We start from the raw sequence: 18,177 nt of genomic DNA on the forward strand, positions 1-18,177 counted from the left end.
GGACAGGTCCCAACCACCCGGGTACCTGCTGAGCAGGACTCGAGGCAGAAAAGAGACAACGATGTCCGAATCCTCGGTGTATGGCGGGTCCGTTCCGGCCGCCGATTCCGCCCCTCGCCGCCGCGCCACCCGCGTGCAGCACCTCGCGCAGATGAAGGCCGAGGGCGAGAAGTGGGCGATGCTCACCTGCTACGACTACTCCACCGCCCGGATCTTCGACGCCGCCGAGATCCCGGTGCTACTCGTCGGAGACTCCGCGGCCAACGTCGTACTCGGCTACGACACCACCATCCCGGTCACCGTCGACGAGCTGATCCCGCTGATCCGTGCCGTGGTCCGAGGCGCCCCGCACGCGCTGGTCGTCGCCGACCTGCCCTTCGGCAGCTACGAGGCCGGCCCCCAGCAGGCTCTCGAATCCGCGATCAAGGTGTTCAAGGAGACCGGCGCGCACGCCATCAAGATCGAAGGCGGCGAACGGGTCGCCGACCAGATCGCAGCGCTCACCGCCGCGGGCATCCCGGTGATGGCGCACATCGGCTTCACCCCGCAGAGCGTCAACGGCCTCGGCGGCTACCGCGTGCAGGGGCGCGGTGACGGCGCCGACCAGCTCATCGCCGACGCGATCGCCGTCCAGGAGGCCGGTGCGTTCGCCGTCGTGATGGAGATGGTCCCCGCCGACATCGCCGGTCAGATCACCCGCAAGCTCACCATCCCGACCGTCGGTATCGGCGCCGGGAACGAGACCGACGCTCAGGTGCTCGTCTGGCAGGACATGGCCGGGTTCACCCACGGCAAGACCGCCAAGTTCGTCAAGCGTTTCGCCGACGTCGGCAGCGACTTGCGTTCGGCGGCAACCCAATACGCCGACGAGGTACGCCGCGGCGTGTTCCCTGCACCCGAACACAGCTACTGAGTCCCACCCGGCGGCCACCCGAGCCGCCAGGCGGGGGTGTGTCGAAGCCCGCTGCCGCATAGGCTCGGGGCCATGCGCGATTTCTACCCGGCCATCGAACCGTACGACCAGGGACATCTCGACGTCGGCGACGGCCAGCAGGTCTATTGGGAGACCTCCGGGAACCCGACCGGCAAGCCCGCGGTCTTCGTGCACGGCGGGCCCGGCGGCGGCACGTCGCCCGACCAGCGCAGGTTCTTCGATCCCGACCGCTACCGCATCGTGCTGTTCGACCAGCGGGGCTGCGGCCGGTCGCGGCCGCACATCGCCGACGGCGCCGACCTGTCGGTCAACACCACCGATCGCCTCATCGCGGACATGGAGAAACTCCGCGAGCATCTCGGTATCGACCGCTGGCAGGTGTTCGGCGGCTCGTGGGGCTCCACCCTGGGCCTCGCCTATGCGCAGACACACCCCGAGCGGGTCACCGAACTGGTGTTGCGGGGCATATTCCTGTTGCGGCGCAGCGAGATCGACTGGTACTACAACGGCGGCGCCGCCCATATCTACCCCGACCTGTGGGAGGACTATCTGGCGCCCATCCCGGCCGACGAACGCGACGGCGATCTCGTCGCCGCCTATCACCGGCTCCTCACCTCCGCCGATCCGGCGATCGCCCAGACCGCGGCGTCGGCGTGGACCGGCTGGGAACAGAAGACCAGCTACCTGATGCCCAAGCCACCGGAGCACTCCGACGAGGGACCCCGCTTCGACCTCGCGTTCGCCTCGATCGAGAACCACTACTTCGTCCATCACGGATTCCTCGACGACGGCCAGCTGCTGGCCGACATCGACCGGATCGCCCACATCCCCGGGGTCATTGTGCAGGGTCGCTACGACGTCGTCTGCCCGATGCGCAGCGCGTGGGATCTGCACCGCGCCTGGCCGGGCGCCGAGCTGCACATCGTCGACGACGCAGGTCACGCCTCGTTCGAGCCCGGGATCAAACATCAGCTGATCTGCGCCACCGACAACTTCGCAAATCGGACCGCATAGACTCGGAACCCCGAGGTCGAGTACAGGAGGATTGGTGGCCGCATCCGAGCAGGTCGAGGTGGAGTTGAAGTTCGACGTGGACGCGGGTCACACAGCCCCCGACCTGCGCGCACTACCCGGTGTCGTCGGCGCGATGGAACCCGAGACCTTCCAGCTCGACGCCACCTACTTCGACACCGAGAACCTCGACCTGGCCGGCAACAAGATCACCATGCGGCGCCGCACCGGCGGACACGACGCGGGCTGGCACCTCAAGCGGCCCACCGGCACCGTCGGCGCCCGCCGCGAACTGCAGGTGGGTTTCGACGACGCGCCGGCCGACGGCGACGTGCCCACCGACCTGATCACTCCGGTGATCGCGCTGACCCGCACCCGCAAACTGATCCCCGTCGCGGCGCTGTCGACCACGCGCACCATCACCCGGCTGCTCGGGGTCGACGGTGCGCCGGTCGCCGAGTTCGCCGAGGACCTCGTCACCGCCCAATCCCTGCTTCCCGGTGGGCATTTCCAGGAATGGGCGGAGTGGGAGTTCGAGCTGATCGGCTCCGGCGCACACCCCAAGCTGCTCAAGGCGGCCGAGAAGCTGCTGCGCAGCGGCGGGGGCCGGGCACCGTCGTCGGCGTCGAAGCTGGCCCGCGCGATCGGCGCCACGCCCTCGGTGCGCGAACCGCAGCTGGGCAAGTATCCGACGGCGCTCGAGCTGGTGATCACCGACATCGCGATCCACCGCAACACGCTGATCGCCCACGATCCCCTGGTCCGCATCGACGCCGAGGACGCCGTGCACCAGATGCGGGTCGCCTGCCGCCGACTGCGCAGCGTGTTCTCCGGCTTCCCGACCGTTCTGGACGAGGCCCGCACCAGCCACCTGAGCAACGAATTGAAGCTTCTCGCACGGATTCTCGGCGATGCCCGGGACTCCGAGGTGCAGCTCGAGATCGACGAGTCCATCCTGCGCGGCGAGAACGCGTCACCGGGCCTGATCGCCGCGCTCGCCGGCACCGAGTCCGCCGTGCACGACCGGGCCATCAAGGCCGCCCACGCCGCGATGAACTCCGATAGGTACTTCGCCCTGCTCGACGCGATCGACGAGCTCATCGCCTCTCCCCTGCCCGGCCCCGACGCGGAGATGCCCGCGGTGGATGCGGTCGACAAGGCCATCACCAAGAGCCGCAAGCACATTCGGACCGCGCAGAAGAAGCTGGCCGCGCTGCCCGAGGGGTCGCCGGAGTGGACCGTGCAGATGCACACCATCCGCAAACGCGCCAAGCGCCTGCGCTACAGCACCGATGCGGCAGAACCGTTGAACAAGAAGCGGTATCGCGCCGTGGCGAAGGTCGCCAAGGACATCCAGTCCACGCTCGGCGACGTGAACGACATCCACATCAACCGGGACCGCCTCGCCGAGGTGGCCGCGTCCGGTGAGGTCACGGGGATGGACATGTTCGTGCTCGGCCGGATCGACGCCCGAGCCCAGGCCGACGCCCAACGCGCTATCGCCGCCTACCGCGCCGCCGCCAAGAACCTCTAACTATCTCGCTGATCGGGTCACGCCGGCGAAAACCGCACCGCCCGCGTCACCGGGTCGGCCTCGGCCAGCACCACGCGCAGCCGCGCGCCCTGCTCCGGCGTCCCGTCACACGATGCGATCACCGCGAGTTCGCCGAGGAAGATCTGCGCCGCACGGTGTTCGGTCGCCTGATGCAGGACGACGGCGTCGAACCGGTCACCGACCCGGCCCGCGAGCAACACCGCCTCGGCCAGGTCGATGCTCGCCCGGTCGGCCGACGCCGCCAGCGAGTCGGCCGACCGGAGCAGCTTCGGCATCGTCGGCAGTGCGCGGGTCACCCAGTCGGGCAACGAGTTTCCGGATGTGGCCGCCAGACACACCTCGGTCGCGAAACGATCGCCGAGGCGCCGCAGCGGCGCGGTCACGTGCGCGTACACGCCGCCGATCGCGGCGTGCCGCATCTTCGTCGGCGCGGGCGGCGGGGCGGGTGGGGGCGGCGGGGCCGGCGGGGCGGGCGCGGCCGATGGGTCCGCCGGGGCCGATGGATCGCCGACCCCGAAGGCGAGGTAATCGGCGCCACGCATGAGTGTCGCACCCAGCGACATCAGCGCCAGGGTGCTCGGGTGATCCGGCGGCAGGCTCGCCAGGAACTGCCCGACGGTGACCCCGTCGGGCCAGGCCACCCCGAGCGTGTGTGCGGCGGTCCGCAGGCCCGCCACCGACGCGGGGTCCGCGGGCGGCAGCGTCCGCAGCAGCCCGACTCCCGCCGCGGCCATGATCGCTCCCGCAGCCATCCCGGTGAGCAGCGACAGCTGCGAGTTCCACATGTCGGCCGGGGTGTGCGGCGCGAGCGCGAGATGCCAGCCGCCGTCGCCGCGGACGACCTCCTGATCCGGCAGGTCGAGTTCGACGGCGCCACGGCCGAGCGCTACCCGACGCCGCAACTCACCGAACGCCGGCAGCGCGGTGATCGACGGATGCAACCGTCCGGCGGCCGCGTCGTCGGACACGCCGGCGTAGCTGAGCTTGGCGACCGAGCGGACCGTCGACCGCCGCACCGCGACATCCCCCGTCGAGCCGTCGGGGTGGACGCGGATGGTCCACAACACGCACGGCCGCGTCTGATCGGGCAGCAACGACCCGGCACCCTCCGACAACGACCGCGGATGCAGTGGCACCGAGCGGTCCGGGAAGTAGATCGTGGTGCCCCGGCGCCGACTCTCGGAATCCAGCGCACCCTCCGGCGGCACAAGGGCGGCGACGTCGGCGATCGCGTAGTGCACCAGGAAGCCGTCGTCGTCGGCGGCCAGGTACACCGCCTGGTCGAGATCCATCGACGACGGCGGGTCGATCGTCACCACCGGCAGGTCGGTCCGGTCCTCCCGCTCGTCCGCATACCGGTCGACGGGGTGATCGGCCTCGTCCTGGGCCGCCGCCCCGTAATCCTCGCTGATCCCGAGTTGGGTGCGGATGGCGTCGAAGTCGATATCGGGTGCCGACAGAATCCGTTGCACCCCACCGACCCTATCGAGACCGGGGCCGGCCGATGGGCGAACGAGTCGGCGTGTAAGCCGGATCCTGTCCCGGCGTCGCGGTGAACCGCGACGCCGGTGGCGACCATCCATCTGGGTAGCCCGTCGCCGGGTACCTCGAGCGGCCCACCCGCGGGCTCGGGCGAGCAGCCCTCGAACACCCGCGCACGTGCACTCCCGGATCGCTCCGGGTGCACGCTTCGGCCTTGCTCCGGGTGGGGTTTACCAAGCCGGCGCGGTCACCCGCGTCGCTGGTGCGCTCTTACCGCACCGTTTCACCCTTACCGCCCCGACGCAGGTCGTGGCGGCGGTCTGTTCTCTGTGGCACTGTCCCGCGGGTCACCCCGGGTTGCCGTTGACAACCACCCTGCTCTTCGGAGTCCGGACTTTCCTCGGCGATCGGCGTGCCCGGTGACCCGGACCGTTCCGCGCGCCGCGGCCGCCCGGCCGACTCGTTCGCCCGTTCAGGATAGATGACCGGTGTCGTTGACCAGCCGGACCACCGACCCGCCGTCGGGGTAGAACTCGGCGATCGATATCGACGCCAGGTCCAGATGCAGCCGGAAGAGGAGTTCCGGGCCGCTGCGCAGGGCGTCGCGCAGTAGCGTCTTGATCGGCGTCACATGTGACACCACCAGGACGGTCTGTCCCGGATAGCGTTGCAGTAGTTGGTCTTTCGCCTCGAGTACGCGGTCGGCGACCTGCGCGAAGCTCTCCCCGCCGGGTGTGGGGACCTCGATGTCGCCGAGCCACCGGCGATGCAGGTCCGGGTCACGCCGCGCGGCTTCGGTGAACGTGAGGCCCTCCCAGTCGCCGAAGTCGGCCTCGATGAACCCGTCGTCGATCTCGACCTCGATGCCCAGCCGGTCGGCGACGGCTTCGGCGGTGGCCGTGGCCCGCTGCAGCGGGGACGAGACGACGGCGCCGATGCCGGTGTCCGCGCCGAGCCGTTCGGCGGCGCCCTTGGCCTGCTGCAGGCCGAGATCGGTGAGCGCGGGATTGCCCCGCCCGGAGTAGCGGCGCTCGACCGACAAGGGCGTCTGCCCGTGGCGCAGCAGCACCAGCCGGGTCGGCGCCAAGCGCTGTCCCTGCCAGGTCGGCGCAGCCGTCGACGTCACCGGTTACAGCCCCGACTCGGCGGTGCGCACCAGGATCGCGCCGCACTCCTCGCACCGCACCACGACGTCGGCCGGTTGCGCGGCGATCGACGCCAGCGTGCCGCGGTCGAGTTCCATCCGGCACGCCCCGCACCGCCGGGCGCGCAGCAGGCCGGCGCCGACACGCCCGCCGACGCGCTGTTTGTCGTACACCGCAAGCAGTTCCGGCGTGATCTCACCGGCCAGGGTGTCCCGTCGGGCGGCCACGACGGCCCGGTCGGCGGTGATGGTGTCGGCGGCCGCGGTGCGTCGTTCGCGGGTGGCGGCCAACTCGGAGCTGAGGTGTTCGATGGTGGCGGCGGCCCGCTGCTGTTCGGCGCCGACGGCCTCCTGCTGCTCCATGATGGCGAGCAGATCGTCCTCGAGCACACCGCGCCGCCGGGCGAGTCCGGTCAGCTCGTGCTGCAGCTCGGACAGTGCCTTGGCGGCCAGCCCACCGGCGGTCAGCAGCGCCGAGTCCTTGGCCTCGCGCGCGGCCATGCCGGTGACCTCGCCGTCGATGCGGCGGTATTCGCGGGTCAGATCTTCCGCGGAGATCTCGGCGCGGACCAGGTCGTCGCGGGCGGTGTCGATCTTGCGTTCCAGCTCGCCGATCTCGGCGTCCTCCGCCAGGTTCTTCCCGCGATGGTCGAGCCGGACGAGTTCGGCGTCGGCGTCGGCCACGTCCAGCAGGACCCGCTGCATCCCGGGATCCACGTTCACTCTCGCCACCTCCGCGTCACACTGTGTTGTTTTTCGGGTTGTTCTCGCGTCAACCGTACGCGACGACCCGGAACGGATCGGTCGGTGTCGAGTACACCGTCGCCGACACCCCCGCCGATTCCGTCAACAGCGCCGCGGCCTGCGCGCACCACGGGAATTCGGTGGCCCAGTGGCCCGCGTCGACCAGCACCGGAGAGCCGCGGCGACGGGCCTCGTCGACGGGGTGATGCCGCAGATCCCCGGTGAGATAGAGGTCGGCGCCGGCCGCGGCGACCGCGTCGAGCAGCGAGTCGCCGGCCCCGCCGCAGACGGCGACGGTCTCCACGAGCTGATCCGGGTCGCCGGCGGCGCGCACGCCCCACGGGCTGCGCAACTGCTGTGCGGCATGTTCGGTGAACTCCGCGACGGTGATCGGCCGCGCCAGCCGGCCGATCCGGCCGAGGCCGAGATCGCTGTCGAGGTCGGCGAGTTCGAGGATGTCGAAGGCCGGCTCCTCGTACGGGTGCGAATCGCGCAGGGCGGCCAGCACCGTGCGGCGCAACGGACGGGCGGCGACCATCTCGACGCGGTCCTCGTCGACCCGGGCGAGTTCGCCGATGGTCCCGATGGCCGGGTTGGCGTCGGCCTGGGCGAGGAACTGCCCCGTACCCACCACCGACCAGCAGCAGTCGCGGTACTCGCCGATCGCGCCGGCGCCGGCCGCGAACATCGCCTCGCTGACCTGTTCGGCGTTGCCCTCGGGCACCATCACCACCCATTTGTCCATCGGCGCAACCGGTTTCGGCTCGATGGGGACGGTGTCGAGTACCCCGAGGGCATCGGCGAGTGCGTCGGAGACACCAGGGCGGGCGCTGTCGGCGTTGGTGTGCGCGGTGAACAGCGCGACGCCCGACCGGATGAGGCGATGGATGATGCGGCCCTTCGCGGTGTCGGCGGCCACCGAGCCGACGCCGCGCAGCAGGAGCGGGTGGTGGGCGAGGATCAGGCCCGCACCGGACTCCACCGCGGCATCGACGACCTCGTCGGTCACGTCGACGCACACCAGCACCGACGACACCGGGTCCGCCGGATCGCCGCACACCAGGCCCACCGAGTCCCAGGGCTCGGCCAGGCGTGGCGGATAGGCGTCGTCGAGCATCTGTATCAGCTCCGACAGCCGGACCGTCATATCCCGATCTCCTCTCGTGCCGCGACGATGGCATCGACCAGCGTCTGTGTGGTGTGCGGATCCCGCACCGCGATCCGCAGGTGGCGGTCGTCGAGGCCGACGAAGTTCGCGGCACTGCGGACCGCGAACCCCTTGTCGCGCAACAGCCGCTTGATCTCGAGGGCCTGCGGCACGGCGATCAGCACGTACGACGACTGCGGCGCCGCACACACCTCGATGCCCGCGGCGTGCAACTGCGCGACCAGCCGGGCGCGGTCGGCCGCGACGATGCCGGCCTGCTCATGCGCGTACCGCTGCCCGGCCGGCCCGGCGCATTCGGCCAGCGCGGTCAGCGCCAGCGTGCCCAGCGCCCACGGCCGCCGGCCCCGGGTCAGTCGCCCGATGAGGTCCGGATGCGCCAGCAGATAACCGGCGCGCAATCCGGCAAGCCCGAATGTCTTTGTCACGCTGCGGATCACGATGATGTCGTCGTCGGCGGAGGATGCCAGCGAGGCCGGTTCGGATCGGCCGCTCACCGGGTCGACGGTGATGTCGGCGAAGGCCTCGTCGACCACCACGATGCGTCCCGGGCGGCGCAGCCGGCGGATCCGTTCGGTCGGGTGCAGTACCGACGTCGGGTTGGTGGGATTGCCGACGACCACCAGGTCGGCATCGTCGGGCACCAGCCGCGGCTCCAGTCGCCACGGCGGCGGCAGGACGACGTCGGTGATCGGGATGCCGGCGGCGCGCAGGGCGAGTTCGGGTTCGGTGAACGACGGCTGGACGAGCGCGGCCCGTGCCGGTCCCAGTCGGGGCAGGAGTTCGAATCCCTCGGCGGCGCCGGCGAGCAGCAACACCTCGTCGGTGCGGCGGTCGTGTGCGTCGGCGATGGCCGCCACGGCCCGCGCCTCGTCGCGCACCGACGGATAGGCGGCGAGATCGTCGAGCCGGGCGGCGAGCGCCGCACGCAAGAACTCCGGCGGCCCGCCGCGGACGTTCACCGCGAAGTCGACGAGCCCCGGTTCGGCGTCGATGTCGCCGTGCCGGTCCCGCTCGTGCAGCCCCGATGTCATAGATCATCAGATTACGTGCACGATAGAACCGTGACCGAAACGACCGATATCCCGGACGACGCCACCACCCATCCCGATCCGACCGACCCGTCGACCCGGTTGCTCGTGGATCTCGACGGAACCATCACCGACAGTTTCGCGGGGATCGCCAACAGCTTCCGGCACGCGCTGGCCGCCGTCGGCGCCCCCGAGCCCGACCCCGATGTGGTGGCGGGGATCGCCGGCCCGCCGATGATCGACACGTTGATCGGGCTGGGCCTCGACCGCCCCACCGCCGACGCGGCGATGCGCGCCTATCGGGAGCGCTACACCGAGGTCGGATGGCTGGAGAACTCGGTGTTCGACGGCATGGGTGAGCTGCTTGCCGATCTGACCGCCGCGGGCCGCACCCTGGCCGTCGCGACGTCGAAGAACCAGACCACCGCCCGGATCATCCTCGAACACTTCGGGCTGGCCCAGAACTTCGCGGTCATCGCGGGCGCCAGCGACGACAGCTCGCGGCGCGCCAAATCGGACGTGATCGCGCACGCGCTCGACGGGCTCGGCGTGACCGCCGACACCGATGGCCGTGTGACCTCGGCGCCGGTGGTGATGATCGGCGACCGATCTCACGATGTCGAGGGAGCCGCCCGATTCGGCATACCAGCGATCCTGGTCAGATGGGGTTACGCTCTGCATGGGGAGGACGAGGCGGCGTCGTGGACCGTCGACTCGGTTGCGGATCTGCGCGAGGTTTTGGGTGTCTGATCAACTACACGTGTGCTTCGTGTGCACCGGCAACATCTGCCGGTCGCCCATGGCACAGAACATTTTCCGGGCCGCCGTCGACGACGCCGGCCTGAGCGAGCGGGTCCGGGTGACGAGCGCCGCGACGGGCGGCTGGCATGTCGGCGAGCCCGCCGACAATCGTGCCCGCACCGAGCTGCTGGCCCACGGCTATTCGGACAACCACGTCGCCGCCCAGCTCTCCCCCGAGCATTTCGACGCCGACCTGCTGGTGGCGATGGACACCGGGCACGTGCGTGAGCTCGACCGCAAGCGCCTCGGCGACCGGGTCCGTCTGCTGCGCAGCTTCGACCCGGACGCCGGTCCCGACGACCTCGACCTCAACGACCCGTATTACGGCACCGGCGACGACTTCGCGCTCACCCGCCGGCAGATCGAGGCGGCCGTCCCCGGTCTGCTGGCGTGGGTGCGCGAAGCGCTCGGCGAGGGCTGACGGTCAGGACGGCGCGACGAGGTTGTGCACGTAGCGCATCTTCTCCAGCACATGGTCGGGCAGCACGAACGGGTACAGGTCCGGATGCCCCATCGACCGGTTGATCTGGTTCAGCGACCACGAGAGCGGCAACCACCACTCGACGATGCGACCGAACCCGACATCGCCCGGCAGTTCACTGTCGAGGGTTGATCCGGCGGGGGCCATCGCGAACGCGGCCGCGGTGTCCAGCGTGTCCCGGATGTGCAGATAGTGCGCGAAGGTCTCGGCGAAGTCCTCGGCGGGATGCATCGTCGCGTATGAGGAGACGTAATTCTGGTCCCATCCCACGGGCGCACCCTCCGAGTAGTGCCGATCGAGGGCGGCTTGATAGTCGTCGTCGGGATTGCCGAACAACTCCTCGAACCCCGGGCGGGCGGCCTCGTCGACGATCGCCATCTGGTAGAAGTGCCCGACCTCGTGACGGAAGTGTCCGAGCAGCGTCCGGTACGGCTCGTCGAGTTCGACGCGCATCTGTTCACGATGGACGTCGTCGCCCTCGGCGAGGTCGAGGGTGATGACCCCGTCGGCGTGCCCGGTGATGACCTGTTCGTGCGCACTCGACAACAGGTCGAACGCGAGACCGGTGGCCGGGTTCTCCTCGCGGCCGATGATGGGCAGACCGAGTTCGGCGAGTTCGAGGACCAGCCGGCGTTTGGCGGTCTCGGCACGGCCGAACTCGGGGAGCGCGGTGGCGTCGTCGTCCGCCGGGCGGGTCCGGGTCAGTCGGCACGACTCGCACAGCGTCGACACCCCGGTCCACGCGACCAGCCAATTACACTGGGCCACTTGGTTGTTCGCACACCGTTCGGTCAGCTGGCCGTCCACCTCGGCTCGACCCTCGTCGTCGAGGACGTAGATCGTTCGGGTGGGCAGCCAGAAGCCGAGGGCGCTCTTGCAATGCAGGCACAGGCTGTTTTCGAAGGACAGGCGTTGACCGCATTTGCGGCAGAGGAAATCTCGCATTGACCCCACGGTACCTGGCCTGGCGGAGGGACAGCGGTCCGGCTGGGTACCGTTGAAGGGTGCATGTGGTGCGAACGTTCCTGCGCCCCGGGTGGATCGTCCTGGGCGTGGTCGTCGTCGCATTCGCCGCGATGTGCTTCTACGTTCTGGCGCCGTGGCAGTTGGGCAAGAACTCGGCGACCGAGGAACGCAACCAGCTGATCAAGACCGCGATGAACACCGGCGCGGCACCGATCGCCGCGATCGCGCCCACCGGCGCCGCGTTCGACCCCTCCACGGAGTGGCGGGAGGTCACGCTGGCCGGCCACTATCTGCCGGACAAGCAGGTCCTGGTGCGTCTGCGGTCGGTCGACGAGCAACCCGCGATCGAGGTGCTGACCCCGTTCGTCGTCGACGGGACAGCCCGGACCGTGCTCGTCGACCGTGGATACGTGCGGCCGGAACAGGGGGCGATCCCCGACGTGCCTTCGGCACCGGCCGAGGACACGACCATCTCGGCGCGCATCCGCAAGAGCGAGGGCACCACCCCCGGCCGGGGCGCCCACTCGGAGGCCGGCGCCCTCGCCGTGTACACGATCGATCCCGCGGAGGCGGGCCGTGCGGTGGGTGTCGCCCTGGACCCGTTCTACCTGCAGCTCTCCCCCGGACAGCCGGGCTCGCTCGGCGAGATCCCACTCCCTCAACTGGAATCCGGCCCCTACCTGTCCTACGGCCTGCAGTGGCTGGCGTTCGGCATCATGGCCCCGCTCGGCGCGGCGTACTTCATCTACTCGGAGATCAAACAGCGACGCAACGCCAAGCGGCAGTCGGACGGCGATGGGTCGTCCCCCGACGACGAGAACGCGCCGCCGGAGAAACGGCGCGACCGCGTCCGGGCAGACCTGCGTGACGCCGGGGCGGCGTCGGGGTCACGGCAACGCGGTCAGATCGGCCACGCGCCCGACGTGGCGGGCACCTCGGACGACGTCCGCGCGAAGCTCACCGAGCGCTACGGCGGCTGAGGCGCCGGTATGCGGTTGGGCGCCTCGGTTCGGTTCGGCGCCGCGGTTCGGTTCGGCGTACGCCGCCGAGCATCATGGCGATACCGGCTGCGGTGAGGGCGGCAGCCATCTGCACCCGGCCAGACAACGTCGCGGCGGCACGCAGATCGGCGGCCGTCGGCGCGGGTCCGCTCCCGAGGCGTGGCCGCTCCTCGACGCCGTGCGGGTATTCGGTGCGCCCACCCAGGGTCACGCCGAGCGCCCCGGCGAAACTCGCCTCGACGACCCCGGCGTTCGGGCTCGGGTGACGGTGCGCGTCGCGTCGCCACGCGGCCGCCGCCCGCTTCGGCGCTCGAGCGAGAGCGGCGACGAGCACCCCGGTGAACCGCGCAGGTGCGAGGTTCACCGCGTCGTCGAGGCGGGCCGATGCCCATCCGAAACGGGTGTATCGGGTGTTGCGGTAGCCGACCATGGCGTCCAGCGTGTTCACGGTGCGGTACGCCAGCAGACCTGCCGGCCCCGCGGCGGCGCCCCACAGCAGCGGCGCCACCGTGGCGTCCGAGGTGTTCTCCGCGACTGACTCGAGGGCGGCACGCGCGATGCCCGGACCGTCGAGGGCCTCGGGATCGCGGCCGCACAGGCTCGGGACGAGGCGGCGGGCCGCCTCGAGGTCACCCGCGTCGAGGTCGTCGGCGACCGCGGATCCGACGCGGGTCAGCGTCGTCCCGCCGAGGACCGACCACGTGGTCGCCGCGGTCAGCGTCGCGAGCATCGGTGCGCTCACCGTGCGCTGTGCGAGCAGGCCCGCGCCGGCCGCGGCACCGACGCACGCCGTGGTGAACAGTGCTCCCGCGCTTCGGGAATCGCGGTAGGTCAGCCGCTCGACGACGCCGATGGTGCGACCGAGGCCGGCCACCGGGTGCCATCGGGCCGGGTCGCCGAGGAGAAGGTCGGCGGCATAGCCGGTCAGCAGGCCGGCGGCGACCGCGGCGTGCCGAGGCGCGGGTCGACAGGAACGGGGCACGAGGCGATCGTAGACTCGTGCGCTGATGGCCAGAACCCGCCCCGAGCCCGTCCCGGGCACCTACCGCATCGACACCGGTATCGCCGAACTCGCCCGCGACCCCGTGGCGGGCGGATGGTTGCTGACCATCAACGGCGCGCAGAGCTCCTACCTCCACACCGATCCCGGGTTGCTCGATTTCGAGTACATGCGACAGATGGCGGCCGTGATGGCGGATCGGTTCGACCGTGCCGAACCGCTGCGCGTACTCCACCTCGGCGCGGCGGCGTGCGCGCTCCCCCGATACCTCGCGGCGACCTATCCGAACGCGCGGCAGGTGGCCGTCGAGATCGACGGTGAGCTCGCCCGCCTGGCCCGCGAGTGGTTCGATCTGCCACGGGCGCCACGGCTACGTATCCGGGTCGGCGACGCACGGGAGGTGGTGAGCTCGCTGACCGAGCACACGCGTGACGTCGTCATCCGGGATGCGTTTGTCGGGGCTCGCACGCCGAAGCATCTGACCACCGCGGGCTTCGTCCGCCGGGTGCGGCAGGTGCTGGCGCCGGGCGGGCTGTACCTGGCCAACTGCGGTGACAACCGGAACCTGACCGTTGCCCGAGCCGAAGTCGCCACGGCCGCTTCGGTTTTCGAGAATGTGGCGGTGATCGCCGATGCGGCGATGCTCAAAGGCCGCAGGACCGGGAACCTGGTTCTCGCCGCCAGCGATCGCCCTGTCGAGGACACCCCCGAACTGGTGCGCACATTGCTGAGCGACCCGCAGCCCGCGCAGATGCTGGCCGGACGCCGAGCCCGCGAGTTCGGTTCCGGCGCGGTCGTCGACGACCAGTAGAGCAGTAGATACAGAGGCAAGGCAGGACGACTGCCCCGATGTCCCTGGTGGGACTCGGGGTGTCGTCGCTGTGCGTGGTCAGCCGGCGGGTTGCAGGGTGGTCGGGTCGAGTCGGGTGACCGACCATCCGGTGGCGATCAGGCGGGGCACGCGGCGGCGTTCCGGTGGTGGCCGGGTGTCGTGGGTGCCGTGCGGGGTCGGACCGCGTGGGGTGGCGGTCATCCGTTCTCCGCGCCGGTAGGCGGCGATCATCTCCCCGATCTGGCGGGTGCGGTTGATGAGCGGCGGGTTCGGCGGGCCGGTCCCGTCGCCGTTGAGGGTCCAGGCCACCCCGCCGGCATCGGGACCGTCGGCCACCAGGTGGGTACTGAACTGCCCGGGCCTGTCCCCGACCATCCGGTTGTGTCTCGGACACGCCGGGGCCAGATCGATGACATCGGTCAGACCACCGTCGCGCCACTCCCGGTGGGCATGGTGGGCTTCGGTGTGGGTGAACGGCTGATCACAATCCGGGGCGCTGCACCCGTCGCCGTGGGCGGCGAACAGTGCGAACCGTTGGGATTGATTGGCCAACCGCTTGGCCCGTCCCAGATACAGGATCTGAGCGCTGTGACCCTCGAACACCGCCAGATGCTGTTGTGCCCGGGCGGCCATGTCGATGACATCGCGGATCGGTACCACCGCCCCGGTGGCGGTCTCGGCGACCCCGGCCCGCTCCCGCAGGTCGGCCTCGCTGATCTTGACGATCAGATGCGGCGGCAACCCGCGATGCGAGGCACCCAACAACCCGCCGTCGAGCACCGCTTTCAGCAGCGCGGAGAACGCGTCGTGTTTGCGTTGCGAGTCCGAGCGGCGATCCCTCGAGGCGGCCTCGGCCAGCGCCCGATCGTCGATGTCGTCGGCACTGCCGCCCGGGGACTGGGTGTCGTCGGGGTTGTTCATCCCGGGTGCGGCCCAGGCGGCCAGTACGACGTCGAGCATCGCCCGGGTCATCGGGTCCAGGGTCGCGGTCAGCTTGCTCATCAACCGGGCATCTTGTTTCCCGACGGTCAGGCCGCGCTGGAATGCGCGATCCCGCTCGTCGGTGACCTGCCCGTCGGGATCGAGGTGATCGAGGATGCGGGCACCCGCCTTGGCCAGGGCCGCGGGTTCCAGACCGCGGGCGAAATCGGCCATCATCGCCTCGGCGGTCGTCTTCTCCTGCGCCGACACCGCCGACGGGATGCGGTCGAGGGTGTCGAGCACGGTGTGGATGTGCTCCGGGCCGACCGCCCCCTCCGCCGCGGCCGCCGCGAGGTTCGGGCACTGGGGGTCGAGCAGATCACCGTGCAGCGAATGCCAGCGCATCAACGCCACCATGTGCCGCAGCCGCCGCTTCGGGTCGGTGATCCGCAATTCGCTGGTCAGATAGTTCGACAGCGACCGCTTCCCCAAGGATTTGTGGGCGTCACGGTCGGACACATCAGCGATGCGCCGCAACCCCATCGCGTACATGCGGCGCGCGACATGCTCATGACGGGCCGCCGCATCGAGCACCTCCGCATCGGTGGCCGGGGTGGTATCCAGAGCGGCGATCCGATCGAGCGCCGCCTCGAGATCCCGATAGGCGGCAACCACCTCTGCCTCCGGAACCTCGCCTCCGGAAATCTCCCCCTCGAACATGTGTTCGAGTATAGGCGCGCCAGCCCTCCCGACGCAAGGTCTCCGCTACCTCGACCTCCGGCGCGGCCACCCGGTCGAATCGCATCGCCGATCCGGGGCAATCGGGATCCGTTCGCGTCGCCGGTCGTCCGTTCGGAGGACAGCTTCTTCTCTCAACTGAATGACGCGTTTGTCAGCACCCAACAATTCCTCGCACACGAATTCCAATCAGATGACGTACGCGAGGTTGTCGACGATCGCCGACCCGATCGCCTGGTCCCCGTCGATCCGTACCCGCCCGGGGTTCGCGGTCCGACGTCCGCCGACCAGACGCGCCAGATCGACGGCGTCGAGCGAAAGTGCGACGTCGGCGCTCTCGTCGCCGTCGGGGAAGCCATCCACGGCCGCGGCCCGATCGGCCACCACGATGCGGATGTCGCGGGGCGCGGGTCCGCCGATCCGCAGCAGCACCGACGTGCCGCTCGGCGTGCGGGCGCGTTTGCCGATGACGAACGGCATCGACGCCGCTATCTCGGCGAGCGCCCAGTCGGTCGGCGCGACCCCTCTCGGCGACGACCCGTCGGTGCTGTCCCGGATGTCGATCTCGTGCATCCAGCAGTCGAAGATGCGGATGCGCATGAACCTGCCGTAGGTGTCGGGTCCGGCCGGTGTCATGGCGTCGGCATCGAACTCCGCCTGCTTCATCGCGCGAAGGGAATCTGTGCGCACACCGATGATTTCGCGATAGGCGGCCATCACGTCGGCCCGCGGCCGGCCGCGGAAATGATCGAGCCACCGTTCGTTGAGCTCGCCGATCGGGTTCCGGACGTGATCGAGGGCCGCGACGTCACGTCGCGCCTCGACATCACGGCCGGCGAGGAGGCTCTCGGTGCCGATGATGTGGGCCAGCACATCGGCGTTGCTCCACCCCGGCAGCACCGACGGGCCCGCCCACTGCTCGTCGGTCAGGGAGTCCGCGAGGGAGTCGAGCGCAGCCCACTCGTCGGTGAGGGCGTCGACGATCGGCGTGACGGGCAGGGACGTGTGGCTCATCGGACGGGCTCCAGACAACTCGTGGGTGCCGCGACGAGGGAACAGACCTCGGGCGGACGGGTGGGTCGGTAGGTGGGCGGGACGCCGTTGCCGGCGGTGATGCCACGATAGGCCGCGACGGCGTCGGTCGGTCGCCGCGTCAACGTGCGATCGGATTTGACGTCGACCGTGTAGAGCCCGAATCGTGGTGTGTAGCTTCCCCATTCGTAGTTGTCGGTGAGACTCCAGTAGTTGTAGCCGATCACGTCGACGCCGTCGCCGCGCGCACGTTGCATCCAGTAGACGAGGTCGCGCAGGTGATCGCCGCGGCGGTATCCATCCGTCCGGGGCGCACCGTTCTCGGTGGGCATCCCCGATTCGACGACGTAAACCGGCTTACCCGGATAGCGGCGTGCGTACAGGCGCAACGCGTAATACAGCCCGTCCGCCGAGACCGGGGCCAGCCAGGGCCGGCCGGTGATCGCGTGCCAGGCATTCAGGTTGCCGGGCGAGATCGAGTAGTAGTAATCGAAGCCGACGAAGTCGAGTGTGCCGGCGATCCGGTCGAGGAACTGCGAGTCGAGTACGGGTTCGACGGTCGGCACGTACGCCACATTGGACGACACCATGGCCCTCGGGTCGAGACCGTGGATGTGGTGGTAGATCGCGCGGTGCACACTCACCAGCCGATCCAGCATCACGGGCAGCGCGCCCGGCGGCAGTGCGCCCATCCGGATCTCCTGCACCGCGTAGAACATCGGTTCGTTGACGGTGATCCACAGCGGGTGGTACCGCGTGTAGCGGTCGACGACGCGACGGGCGTTGCGAAGCCACAGACGCGGCGTCGCCGGATCGGCCCAGCCGCCGCGGGAGGCGACCCAGCCCGGGTACACCCAGTGATCGAGGGTGATCATCGGCCGCATGCCGGCGGCGGTGATCGCCGCGATCACCGCGTCGTAGTAGGCCAGTTCGGTCCGGTCGACCACGCCGTCGCGGGGCTCGATCCGCGCCCATTCGATGCCGACCCGGTAGACCTTCATGCCCAGGCGCGCCGCCAGCGCGATGTCGTCGCGGAAGCGATGCCGGAAGTCGACCGAGGTGCCCACCTTGTCGTCGGTCCGGCCCGCTGCGACGTAGCGCGACCAGTTGCTGTCGGGTGAGAAGCCCTCGCTCTGGAAGCCCGAGGACGAGACGCCCCACAGAAATCCGGCCGGCAACGCGGCCGGTGTCCGGGGGTCGCGGTGTGGGGCGGGGGCTGCCGCGACCTGAGGCGTCGCGAGCACCCCGAGCGCGATCACCACAATCACCGCGACGACGACCTGCGCGACCACCGAGCGGACTCCCCCGCCGGCTGAACCGGCCGCCACCGAACCACCAC

At 70.2% G+C, this 18,177-nt stretch carries 17 protein-coding genes and 1 other RNA gene; 7 read left to right on the plus strand and 11 right to left on the minus strand.

The features are described 5' to 3' along the window. Positions 1–61: 61 nt before the first annotated feature. From panB to ACWDTI_RS06415, 3 genes are all read left to right on the plus strand, one after another. Entirely contained in the window at positions 62–913 is an 852-nt protein-coding gene (gene panB / locus ACWDTI_RS06405) for a 3-methyl-2-oxobutanoate hydroxymethyltransferase (RefSeq protein WP_449737205.1), read from the plus strand. Positions 914–985: 72 nt separating this feature from the next. Beyond that, on the plus strand, positions 986–1,948 hold the full coding sequence (pip, locus tag ACWDTI_RS06410) for a prolyl aminopeptidase (RefSeq protein WP_449737206.1): 963 nt from the start codon (positions 986–988) through the stop codon (positions 1,946–1,948). Between the two features lie 34 nt (positions 1,949–1,982). Continuing rightward, on the plus strand, positions 1,983–3,479 hold the full coding sequence (locus tag ACWDTI_RS06415; protein ID WP_449737207.1) for a CYTH and CHAD domain-containing protein: 1,497 nt from the start codon (positions 1,983–1,985) through the stop codon (positions 3,477–3,479). Positions 3,480–3,496: 17 nt separating this feature from the next. On the opposite strand, the gene ACWDTI_RS06420 is transcribed toward ACWDTI_RS06415, so the two are convergent. The 6 genes from ACWDTI_RS06420 to cobC form a co-directional block, all read right to left on the minus strand. Beyond that, positions 3,497–4,972, minus strand: a complete 1,476-nt coding sequence (locus ACWDTI_RS06420) for an RNB domain-containing ribonuclease (protein ID WP_449737208.1) — start codon at positions 4,970–4,972, stop codon at positions 3,497–3,499. A gap of 37 nt (positions 4,973–5,009) precedes the next feature. Next, positions 5,010–5,445, minus strand: an RNA gene (rnpB, locus tag ACWDTI_RS06425) — RNase P RNA component class A. A 9-nt stretch (positions 5,446–5,454) separates the two neighbouring features. After that, on the minus strand, positions 5,455–6,108 hold the full coding sequence (locus ACWDTI_RS06430; RefSeq protein ID WP_449737209.1) for a histidine phosphatase family protein: 654 nt from the start codon (positions 6,106–6,108) through the stop codon (positions 5,455–5,457). A 3-nt stretch (positions 6,109–6,111) separates the two neighbouring features. Continuing rightward, positions 6,112–6,849 (minus strand): zinc ribbon domain-containing protein, encoded by a 738-nt coding sequence (locus ACWDTI_RS06435; RefSeq protein ID WP_449737210.1) that lies wholly within the window; start codon positions 6,847–6,849, stop codon positions 6,112–6,114. Positions 6,850–6,898: 49 nt separating this feature from the next. Beyond that, positions 6,899–8,017 carry a Nif3-like dinuclear metal center hexameric protein gene (locus ACWDTI_RS06440; protein WP_449737211.1) on the minus strand — a complete coding sequence of 373 codons (1,119 nt, stop codon included), beginning with the start codon at positions 8,015–8,017 and terminating at the stop codon, positions 6,899–6,901. Further along, complete coding sequence (gene cobC, locus ACWDTI_RS06445; protein ID WP_449737212.1) at positions 8,014–9,069, minus strand: Rv2231c family pyridoxal phosphate-dependent protein CobC; 1,056 nt, start codon at positions 9,067–9,069, stop codon at positions 8,014–8,016. Before cobC ends, ACWDTI_RS06440 begins: the two co-directional genes overlap by 4 nt. A gap of 30 nt (positions 9,070–9,099) precedes the next feature. Here cobC and ACWDTI_RS06450 point away from each other — a divergent pair, with 30 nt between their 5' ends. Both ACWDTI_RS06450 and ACWDTI_RS06455 read left to right on the plus strand, forming a co-directional pair. Further along, positions 9,100–9,816 (plus strand): HAD hydrolase-like protein, encoded by a 717-nt coding sequence (locus ACWDTI_RS06450; protein WP_449737213.1) that lies wholly within the window; start codon positions 9,100–9,102, stop codon positions 9,814–9,816. After that, a complete protein-coding gene (locus tag ACWDTI_RS06455; RefSeq protein ID WP_449737214.1) occupies positions 9,809–10,288 on the plus strand; it encodes a low molecular weight protein-tyrosine-phosphatase in 480 nt (159 codons plus the stop codon). Before ACWDTI_RS06450 ends, ACWDTI_RS06455 begins: the two co-directional genes overlap by 8 nt. 3 nt (positions 10,289–10,291) lie before the next feature. Here ACWDTI_RS06455 and ACWDTI_RS06460 read toward each other — a convergent pair whose 3' ends face one another. After that, a complete protein-coding gene (locus ACWDTI_RS06460) occupies positions 10,292–11,293 on the minus strand; it encodes a zinc-binding metallopeptidase family protein (RefSeq protein WP_449737215.1) in 1,002 nt (333 codons plus the stop codon). A gap of 59 nt (positions 11,294–11,352) precedes the next feature. Here ACWDTI_RS06460 and ACWDTI_RS06465 point away from each other — a divergent pair, with 59 nt between their 5' ends. Further along, positions 11,353–12,294: an SURF1 family cytochrome oxidase biogenesis protein gene (locus tag ACWDTI_RS06465; RefSeq protein ID WP_449737216.1), complete on the plus strand. Its 942-nt coding sequence runs from the start codon at positions 11,353–11,355 to the stop codon at positions 12,292–12,294. Here ACWDTI_RS06465 and ACWDTI_RS06470 read toward each other — a convergent pair. Further along, positions 12,272–13,297: a cobalamin biosynthesis protein gene (locus tag ACWDTI_RS06470; protein ID WP_449737217.1), complete on the minus strand. Its 1,026-nt coding sequence runs from the start codon at positions 13,295–13,297 to the stop codon at positions 12,272–12,274. The genes ACWDTI_RS06465 and ACWDTI_RS06470 overlap by 23 nt on opposite strands. Before the next feature lie 25 nt (positions 13,298–13,322). Between ACWDTI_RS06470 and ACWDTI_RS06475 the strand changes: the two genes are divergently transcribed. After that, entirely contained in the window at positions 13,323–14,126 is an 804-nt protein-coding gene (locus tag ACWDTI_RS06475) for a spermidine synthase (RefSeq protein WP_449737218.1), read from the plus strand. A 78-nt stretch (positions 14,127–14,204) separates the two neighbouring features. Here the strand turns inward: ACWDTI_RS06475 and ACWDTI_RS06480 are convergent, their stop codons facing one another. The 3 genes from ACWDTI_RS06480 to ACWDTI_RS06490 form a co-directional block, all read right to left on the minus strand. Then, positions 14,205–15,788: a DUF222 domain-containing protein gene (locus tag ACWDTI_RS06480; protein ID WP_449737219.1), complete on the minus strand. Its 1,584-nt coding sequence runs from the start codon at positions 15,786–15,788 to the stop codon at positions 14,205–14,207. A 207-nt stretch (positions 15,789–15,995) separates the two neighbouring features. Next, positions 15,996–16,820, minus strand: coding sequence for a maleylpyruvate isomerase family mycothiol-dependent enzyme (locus ACWDTI_RS06485; protein ID WP_449737220.1), 825 nt, complete (start codon positions 16,818–16,820; stop codon positions 15,996–15,998). Then, positions 16,817–18,166, minus strand: a complete 1,350-nt coding sequence (locus tag ACWDTI_RS06490) for a family 1 glycosylhydrolase (RefSeq protein ID WP_449737221.1) — start codon at positions 18,164–18,166, stop codon at positions 16,817–16,819. Before ACWDTI_RS06490 ends, ACWDTI_RS06485 begins: the two co-directional genes overlap by 4 nt. Between the last annotated feature and the right edge of the window lie 11 nt (positions 18,167–18,177).

This window comes from Gordonia sp. NPDC003424 (assembly GCF_053588655.1).

Coding starts and splice junctions, on each gene's coding strand:
- panB (WP_449737205.1), top strand. CDS start 62: ATGTCCGAATCCTCGGTGTATGGCGGGTCCGTTCCGGCCGCCGATTCC.
- pip (WP_449737206.1), top strand. CDS start 986: ATGCGCGATTTCTACCCGGCCATCGAACCGTACGACCAGGGACATCTC.
- ACWDTI_RS06440 (WP_449737211.1), bottom strand. CDS start 8,017: ATGACGGTCCGGCTGTCGGAGCTGATACAGATGCTCGACGACGCCTAT.
- cobC (WP_449737212.1), bottom strand. CDS start 9,069: ATGACATCGGGGCTGCACGAGCGGGACCGGCACGGCGACATCGACGCC.
- ACWDTI_RS06460 (WP_449737215.1), bottom strand. CDS start 11,293: ATGCGAGATTTCCTCTGCCGCAAATGCGGTCAACGCCTGTCCTTCGAA.
- ACWDTI_RS06475 (WP_449737218.1), top strand. CDS start 13,323: ATGGCCAGAACCCGCCCCGAGCCCGTCCCGGGCACCTACCGCATCGAC.
- ACWDTI_RS06480 (WP_449737219.1), bottom strand. CDS start 15,788: ATGTTCGAGGGGGAGATTTCCGGAGGCGAGGTTCCGGAGGCAGAGGTG.
- ACWDTI_RS06485 (WP_449737220.1), bottom strand. CDS start 16,820: ATGAGCCACACGTCCCTGCCCGTCACGCCGATCGTCGACGCCCTCACC.